This window comes from Kocuria rhizosphaerae (genome assembly GCF_044462265.1).
In the GTDB taxonomy this organism is placed as follows: domain Bacteria; phylum Actinomycetota; class Actinomycetes; order Actinomycetales; family Micrococcaceae; genus Kocuria; species Kocuria rhizosphaerae.
Map to the genome: position 1 here is coordinate 62657 of NZ_JBISWL010000142.1, position 7125 is coordinate 69781.

The window sequence follows — 7125 nt, forward strand, 5'->3', positions numbered from 1 at the left end:
ATCGTAGGCGCCGCTCCCGCCCGTCTCCCGGCGCCGCGGGTCGATACCCTGGGGGTCATGGACGCATCGGGCAGGAGCAGCACCGGCAGCAGCACGGGCACGAGCGACACGGGCCGGGCGGCCGCCGAGCGGCGCGTCACGGTGATCGGGGCGGGCCCGCGCGGGCTGTCGGTCGTGGAGCGGCTCGCCGCCCGGTCGGCCGCCTCCGGCGCCCGCGTGCGCGTCGACGTCGTCGACCCGTTCCCGCCCGGTCCCGGGCACGTGTGGCGGACCGACCAGTCCCCGCTGTACCTCATGAACACCCCCTCGGTGTTCCCGACCGTCGTCGCGGACGACGGGGTGCTGCCCGTCGACCCGCTCGAGCCGCTGCGGAACATGAGCTTCGAGCGCTGGCGGCTGTCGGTCGTGGCCGGTGAGATCGCCCTGGACCCCGACGACGCGGCCCACCTGACCCGGATGACGCCCCAGTCCTATCCGACCCGCCGGATGTACGGCGTCTACCTCGACTGGGTCTTCCGCACGCTCTCGGGCGCCCTGCCGCCCTCGGTCCAGCTCAGCGTCCACCGCGCCGAGGCCGTGGGCGTGCACGTGCGGGAGCAGGCCAGGCACCGCTACGACGTCGAGATCAGCGGTGGGCAGAACCTTCCGGCCGACGCCGTGGTCCTCGCGCTCGGCCACCTCGACGCCGACCTGCGCCCGGACCAGCGCGAGCTCGTGGACGGCGCCGCGGAGTTCGGGCTGACCTACTGGCCACCCGCCGTCCCCGCCGACGTGCACTGGGACGACCTGCCCGCCGGCGAGACCGTGCTGGTGCGCGGCATGGGGCTGAACTTCTGCGACGTCCTCGCCCAGCTCACCGAGGGGCGCGGGGGGATCTACACCCAGGCCGGCGAGCGCTACGTGTACCATCCCTCCGGCCGGGAGCCCGTGATCGTCGCCGGCTCCCGCCGCGGGGTCCCGTACCGGTCCAAGGCCGTGCTGGAGGGCTACTACGCGTCCTCCCTCGAGACCCGGTTCTTCACCCTCGACGCCGTGCGGGCGGTCGCGGCGCGGGCGCCGGGTCCGCTGTCCTTCGAGGCGGACCTCTACCCGCTGATCCGCAAGGACGCCCAGTGGAACTACTACCGGGCGCTGGCCCGGACCGCCCCGGACGCCTTCGAGACCGACCCGCACGCGTTCCTCGAGGCGTTCGACGCCGTGCTGAGCAGCGGGGACGACCACCCCGAGGGGCCGTGGACGTCCCGGGCCGAGCGGCTCATCGCCTCCGCCGTGGTGCCGGGCCGGCACGTCAACGCGGTCCGTCTGGCCCGTCCCTTCGAGGGCATCGGCTTCGGCTCCCACGACGAGTACGCGGCCGCCGTCGTCCACCACCTGGACCGGGACGTGCACGGCGCCCTGGCCGGGGAGGACGACCCGCTGCAGATGGCGATCGCCTCGCTCAACGCCGCGCGGTCCGTGCTCAAGGCCGTGCTCGCCGACCTCGGGATCAGCGACCCCTCCTGGAACGACGAGTTGCGCCGCACCTTCGAGCCCTTCGTCGAGGGCCTCGCCTCGGGGCCGCCGGTGCTGCGCACCCAGCAGCTCGCGGCGCTCGCCCGGGCCGGCGTGGTGCGCTTCCTGGGTCCGGACCCGCAGTTCCTGGTGGACGAGGAGGAGGGCCGGTTCGTGGCCGGCTCCCCGTGGGTCAAGGACGAGCCGTTCCACGCCGAGCACCTCGTGGAGGCCATGTCCCCGCCCAACGATGTCCGGCGCAACATCTCCCCGCTGCTGTCCTCGATGCACCGGGAGGGCCTCGTGCGGGTCAGGTCCTTCGAGACCCGGGACGGCGTCGCCACCGTGCCCGGCACGGGGCTGGACGTCACCCGCCCGCCGCACCGGATCGTGCGGGTCGACGGGGCCGTGGAGCCCGGCGTGCTGGTGCTGGGGCTGCAGCTGTCGTCGGTGCAGTGGGGCGTGGCCATCGCGGCCGAGGCCGGCGCCCCGGCCGAGCTCGGCGGCCGGACGCTGGCCGACGCCGACCGCGTCGCGCGGGCGGTCCTGGAGCCCGCCCCGGTGGCAGGCCGCCCCGGAGGCGGCCAGCGGCCGGCGCCGTGACCGACGGCGGGTCCGCGCGGTAGGGCTCGGGGCGGTCGGGCTCGGGGCGGTCGGGCCGGGCGTGCCCATTCGGCGCTCCCGGCGGGGCGGCGCCGTCCCCGTCAGGAGCTGTCCGTCGCTCCCGTCGGGTCGGAGCTGCCCGGGTCGGAGCCGCCGGGGCCGGATCCGCCGGGGCCGGGCGGGGGGCTGCCGAGAGCGCTGAGCAGTTCGCCCAGGAGGTGGTGCCGCTCGAGGGGGTGACGGAGGGGCAGCTCCGGATGGAGCCGGTACCGGTTGCGGCGGCCGTCGCGGTCGCGCTCGAGATAGCCGGCGCCGATCAGCTCGGCCAGGATCCGCTGGGTGGCCCGCTCCGTGATCCCCACCTCGGTCGCGATCTCGCGCACCAGCATCCCCGGGTCCCGGGCGACGCAGACCATGACGTGGGCGTGGTTGGTCAGGAAGGTCCAGTCGGTCATGCCTCAGCATATCCGACATGCGCTGCCTTATTCACGACATTGATATCGTGTATTCTATGTCGTTGATCGGGTCCTCGGCGCCCGTGGCGCAGGACTCCTCCGGAAGGACGCAGCACCGTGATCGATCCCGTCATCCTCTTCTTCGTGCTCGGCATCACCGCCGGACTCCTCCGCACGGAGCTCCGGCTGCCGGCGGCCGTCTACGAGTTCGTGACCATCGTGCTGCTGCTGGCCATCGGGCTGAAGGGCGGGGTCGAGCTCGCCAAGCAGCCGCTGGCCGAGCTGGTCCCGCAGATGCTGGCGGTCGTGGTCATGGGCTCGGTCCTGGCCCTGGCCGCGTTCCCGGTGCTCCGCTTCCTCGGTCGGCTGCCGCGGGCGGACGCCGCCTCGGTGGCCGCCCACTACGGCTCCGTGAGCGTGGGGACCTTCGCGGTCGCGGTGGCCTGGCTCGGCAGCCGCGGGATCCCCTTCGAGGAGCACATGCCGCTGCTGCTCGTCGTGCTGGAGGTGCCTGCCATCCTCGTGGGAATCGTCCTGGCGCGCGGGGTCACGCGCGCCACGAAGTGGGACTCGGTGCTCCGCGAGGTCTTCCTCGGCAAGGGGATCGTGCTGCTGCTCGGCGGCCTGCTCATCGGGTGGGCGGCCGGGCCGGACGGCGTGGCTCCCCTCGAGCCGCTGTTCGTGGACCTGTTCAAGGGCATCCTGGCGCTGTTCCTGCTGGAGATGGGGCTGATCACCGCGGCCCAGGTGGGCGGGCTCCGCCGGCACGGGGTGTTCCTCGCCGCCTTCGGCGTCGGGATGCCCCTGTGCTCCGCGCTCGTGGGCACGGGGACCGGCTGGCTGCTGGGGCTGTCCGTCGGCGGCACGGCCGTCCTGGCGACCCTCGCCGCGAGCGCGTCCTACATCGCCGTGCCCGCCGCGATGCGGATCTCCGTGCCCGAGGCCAACCCGACCTTGTCCCTGTCGGCGTCGCTGGGGATAACATTCCCCTTCAACGTGCTGCTGGGCATTCCCATCTACCACGCCATGGCCGTCTGGGCGCATGGCTAGCCGGAGGCTGAGACCCATGGACATCCACGCGCGCAAACTGCTGACCGTCGTGACCGAGGCGGCGATCGAAGGGGTTCTCGTGCGCGACGTCGAACGCCTCGGCGCGCACGGGTACACGGTCACGGACGCCCGGGGCAAGGGGCACCGCGGTGTGCGCGGCGCCGGCTGGGAGGCGAGCGCGAACATCCGCCTCGAGGTCGTCTGCGACGAGGCCACCGCCCGGTCGATCGCCGCGCACCTGCGCGACCACTACTACGCGAACTACGCGATGATCCTGTTCGTCGCCGATGTCGACGTGCTGCGGCCCGAGAAGTTCTAGGCCCGGCAGGCTCCCGGCCGGAACGGCGGGGCGGCCCCCGTGGCGCCGGTCGGCGGCACGGGGGCCGGGGGCGGAAGGTAAGGGATTTGAACCCTTGGTGCGGGGGTGCCGCACACCGGTTTTCAAGACCGGCTCCTTAGGCCGCTCGGACAACCTTCCTCGCGCGCCGGCGGCCGCGGACGGCCGCCGGAGGGCGCGGTCCATTGTTCCACGCAGGGCCGAGCGCCACCAAGGGCCCTCCCGGGTGGGCGCGTGCGCGTACCCGGGGGCCGGCCGCCGTGGGCCGGCGCGACAGCCGGGTCCGGGCGCCGGAGGCCTGCGCGTCGATCCGGTGAGTCGCCCGGGCTTACCTGGTCCGCGCCGCGGGACACAATGGACGTGCACCCCGTCCCCGGCAGGAAGGCCCCACCCATGCGCGCAGTGCTCGAGATGACTCCCGGCGGCCCGGAGGTCCTCGCGGTCACCGACGTCCCCGCTCCCGAGCTGACGCCCGACGGGGTGCGGATCCGCGTGCGCGCCGCCGGCCTCAACCGCGCCGACGTCATGCAGCGACTGGGTCGCTACCCCGTGCCCCCGGGGGCATCGAAGATCTTCGGCCTGGAGGTCTCCGGCACGGTGGTCGAGACCGGCCCCGACGTGCCGGCCGGGGAGGGCCCGGCGGTGGGGGACGAGGTCGTGGCCCTGCTGGACTCCGGCGGGTACGCCGAGGAGGTCGTCGCCCCCGCCGCGCAGGTGCTGCCCGTCCCCGACGGGATCGACCTGACGGCGGCGGCCGGCCTGCCCGAGGTCTGCGCGACCGCGTTCTCGAACGTCTTCATGGCCGCCGCGGCCCGGGAGGGGGAGACGGTGCTGGTGCACGGCGGCACCGGTGGGATCGGCACCAACGCCATCCAGATGTGCCGTGCCCTCGGGCTGCGCGTGCTCACCACGGTCGGCAGCGCCGAGAAGGCCGCCGCCGCCCGTGACCTGGGCGCCGAGACCGTCAACTACCGCGAGGAGGACTTCGTGGAGCGCGTGCGGGAGCTCACGGGCGGGGCGGGCGCGGACATCGTCCTCGACGTCGTGGGCGGCGCGTACCTGGACCGCAACCTGGACGCCCTGGCCGTCAACGGACGGATCGTGGTCATCGGCCTGCAGGGCGGGCCGAAGGGGGAGCTCGATCTCGGCAAGCTCATGGCCCGGCGCGGGGCGGTCATCGGCACGACCCTGCGCTCCCGGCCCGCGGCCGAGAAGGCGCGGATCATGGCGGCCGTGCGCGAGCACGTCTGGCCGCACGTGGCGGCCGGTCGCGTCGTCCCACTGGTCGACCGCACGTTCTCCCTCGACGACGTCGCGCGGGCCCACGAGTACTTCGACTCCGGCTCCCACGTGGGCAAGGTCCTGCTCGTTCCCTGAGACCGGGGGCCGGCGGTCCGGTGCCGGTCGTGGGAGGCCCGGTGCCCGTGCTGGTGCGCCGGTCGCCGTAGGATGGACCGTCCCCTCCTGAAAGGACCGCCCGTGGCATTCCTGCGCGACTACCGCGCCGCTCGCCGTGACGAGGCCGAGCTCGGACTGGGCGTGTGGCGCCGCGCCCACGACCGGTTCCGCCGAGGCCTGGACCGCTTCCACCAGATTCTCGAGTCCCTGCCCGACAAGGACCTGGCGCGGTCCGTGGTGCCCACGGCGAACGCGCTCGCCGACCTGCTGCCGGAGGTTCGCGCCGTGTGCAGCGCGGCCCAGGCCACGGCGCCGAGCGGCAGCCACGACATCCCCGCCTCCGCGGGGGGCTACCTCAACGACGTCCACCGTGAGCTCTCCCGGGCCGGCAACGCCATGGCCCAGGCGGCGGAGGCCCTGACCATGGCGCGGTTCATGAGCCCCGGCGAGGACTCGGGAACCCACCGCCTGGACGCCGTGGTCCGCCGTGCCGACGCCGTGCGGGAGCACGTGGAGCAGGCCCGCGAGCTGCTGCTGCGCGGCTGAGCCGCGCAACGGGCACCCGGCCTGGACCCGACAGCCTGCTGATGGTTTGATGGAGCCATGACACCCACCGGTTCGGGCCGCCCGGCGGCCGACGACGAGTCCTGGGCCCGCGGCTCGCGCCTGGGCAGGCCCGGGGCGCAGGGCCCGGGCCGCTTCGGGCCGGGCTACGACCTTCCCGGCCACCGGGGCGGACCTCGCACGGGTCCGCGGCTGTTCCCGTTCCCGGGCTGGACCACGCGCACCCGCAGGGGCACGAACGTGACGGTGGGCGGCTGTTGCCTGCCGCTTCCGATCGGGTGCCTGACCACGGCCGTGCTCGCCGGGGCGGTCGCCGTGGTCGTCGCGGGCCGTTCCTGACCGCCGAGCTGCTCTCCGGGCTCAGGCGGCCCGTGCGGAGCCGGCCGGGACGCCCAGACCGGTGACCTCGTCGTCGACGTCGAGCGGCGCGGAGAGCCGCCAGCCGACGGCCTCGAGGTCGAGGGCCAGGCGGATCTGGCCCGTCACGGGCCCCTCGTCGCAGTAGCGACCGAAGGCGTGGTGGACGTCGTCGAGGGCCCGCCGCCGGATCAGTGCGGCGCCGCCGCCGGTCGTCCGCCGCGCCGCGACGGCGCCCACGTTCCGGTCCCGGAGCACCGTGAGCGCACGGGCCAGGAAGCCGGCCGGCAGCTCGGCGTCCGCGTCGAGGACGAGCACGAGGTCGTCGGGGCCCAGGAGGACGGTGGCCAGTGCCTGGTTCAGCGCACCGGCCTTGCAGTTGCAGTCGTCGACCGTGAGGAGCACCTCGGCACCGGCGTGCAGGGCCACGTCGACCGTGCCGTCCGTGGAGGCGTCGGACATCACGACGATGCGCTCCGGCGGGCGGGTCTGGTGCCGCAGGGCGACGACGGTGTGCTCGACGTGCGTCGCCTCGTCGTGTGCGGTGATGATCGCGGCGATCATGATGACCTCTCCCGGCCCGCCCTGTTCGGGTTCCCGCCTGCGGTCCCGGGTGCGGGGAGCCGGGCCGGCGCCCCGACCGGGTGCTCGAAATTGCTGCGGGAGCCCCCTGATCAGTTGTCTCGAACAGCAGTCTACGAGCGCGGACCGACAGTTCACATCCGCAAATAGGGGGACGTTCGCCCCGGTCGGAGCGGATTCCGGGTGATTCCGGGAGAGAGTTCCGGCGGTGTCCCCTCTTCTGCGGATGTCGATGCAGACGAGGGTTTCCGTACAGTAACTTGTGACGGATCCGGCCGGCCGGCCGGC

General features: G+C 74.1%; 8 protein-coding genes and 1 tRNA gene. 6 read left to right on the top strand and 3 right to left on the bottom strand.

The genetic code is table 11. From position 1 onward, the window contains the following. Positions 1–57 precede the first annotated feature (57 nt). Entirely contained in the window at positions 58–2094 is a 2037-nt protein-coding gene (locus tag ACH9EU_RS16670) for an FAD/NAD(P)-binding protein (protein WP_396415023.1), read from the top strand. Positions 2095–2195: 101 nt separating this feature from the next. Here ACH9EU_RS16670 and ACH9EU_RS16675 read toward each other — a convergent pair whose 3' ends face one another. Continuing rightward, positions 2196–2549, bottom strand: a complete 354-nt coding sequence (locus tag ACH9EU_RS16675; protein WP_396415024.1) for a MarR family transcriptional regulator — start codon at positions 2547–2549, stop codon at positions 2196–2198. 117 nt (positions 2550–2666) lie between these two features. Here ACH9EU_RS16675 and ACH9EU_RS16680 point away from each other — a divergent pair, with 117 nt between their 5' ends. Then, positions 2667–3599 (top strand): sodium-dependent bicarbonate transport family permease, encoded by a 933-nt coding sequence (locus ACH9EU_RS16680; protein ID WP_396415025.1) that lies wholly within the window; start codon positions 2667–2669, stop codon positions 3597–3599. Between the two features lie 16 nt (positions 3600–3615). Beyond that, entirely contained in the window at positions 3616–3918 is a 303-nt protein-coding gene (locus ACH9EU_RS16685) for a P-II family nitrogen regulator (RefSeq protein ID WP_396415026.1), read from the top strand. Positions 3919–3989: 71 nt separating this feature from the next. On the opposite strand, the gene ACH9EU_RS16690 is transcribed toward ACH9EU_RS16685, so the two are convergent. Beyond that, a tRNA-Ser gene (locus ACH9EU_RS16690) sits at positions 3990–4077 on the bottom strand. A gap of 252 nt (positions 4078–4329) precedes the next feature. On the opposite strand from ACH9EU_RS16690, the gene ACH9EU_RS16695 reads away from it, so the two are divergent. The 3 genes from ACH9EU_RS16695 (at position 4330) to ACH9EU_RS16705 (ending at position 6237) form a co-directional block, all read left to right on the top strand. Continuing rightward, the gene (locus ACH9EU_RS16695) at positions 4330–5313 is read left to right on the top strand and encodes a zinc-binding dehydrogenase (protein WP_396415027.1); all 984 of its coding nucleotides are present in this window, start codon (positions 4330–4332) and stop codon (positions 5311–5313) included. 102 nt (positions 5314–5415) lie between these two features. Further along, positions 5416–5880, top strand: a complete 465-nt coding sequence (locus ACH9EU_RS16700; RefSeq protein ID WP_396415028.1) for a hypothetical protein — start codon at positions 5416–5418, stop codon at positions 5878–5880. Between the two features lie 57 nt (positions 5881–5937). After that, a complete protein-coding gene (locus ACH9EU_RS16705; RefSeq protein WP_396415029.1) occupies positions 5938–6237 on the top strand; it encodes a hypothetical protein in 300 nt (99 codons plus the stop codon). 21 nt (positions 6238–6258) lie between these two features. Here ACH9EU_RS16705 and ACH9EU_RS16710 read toward each other — a convergent pair whose 3' ends face one another. Continuing rightward, on the bottom strand, positions 6259–6819 hold the full coding sequence (locus tag ACH9EU_RS16710; protein WP_396415030.1) for a glycosyltransferase: 561 nt from the start codon (positions 6817–6819) through the stop codon (positions 6259–6261). Positions 6820–7125: the final 306 nt, after the last annotated feature.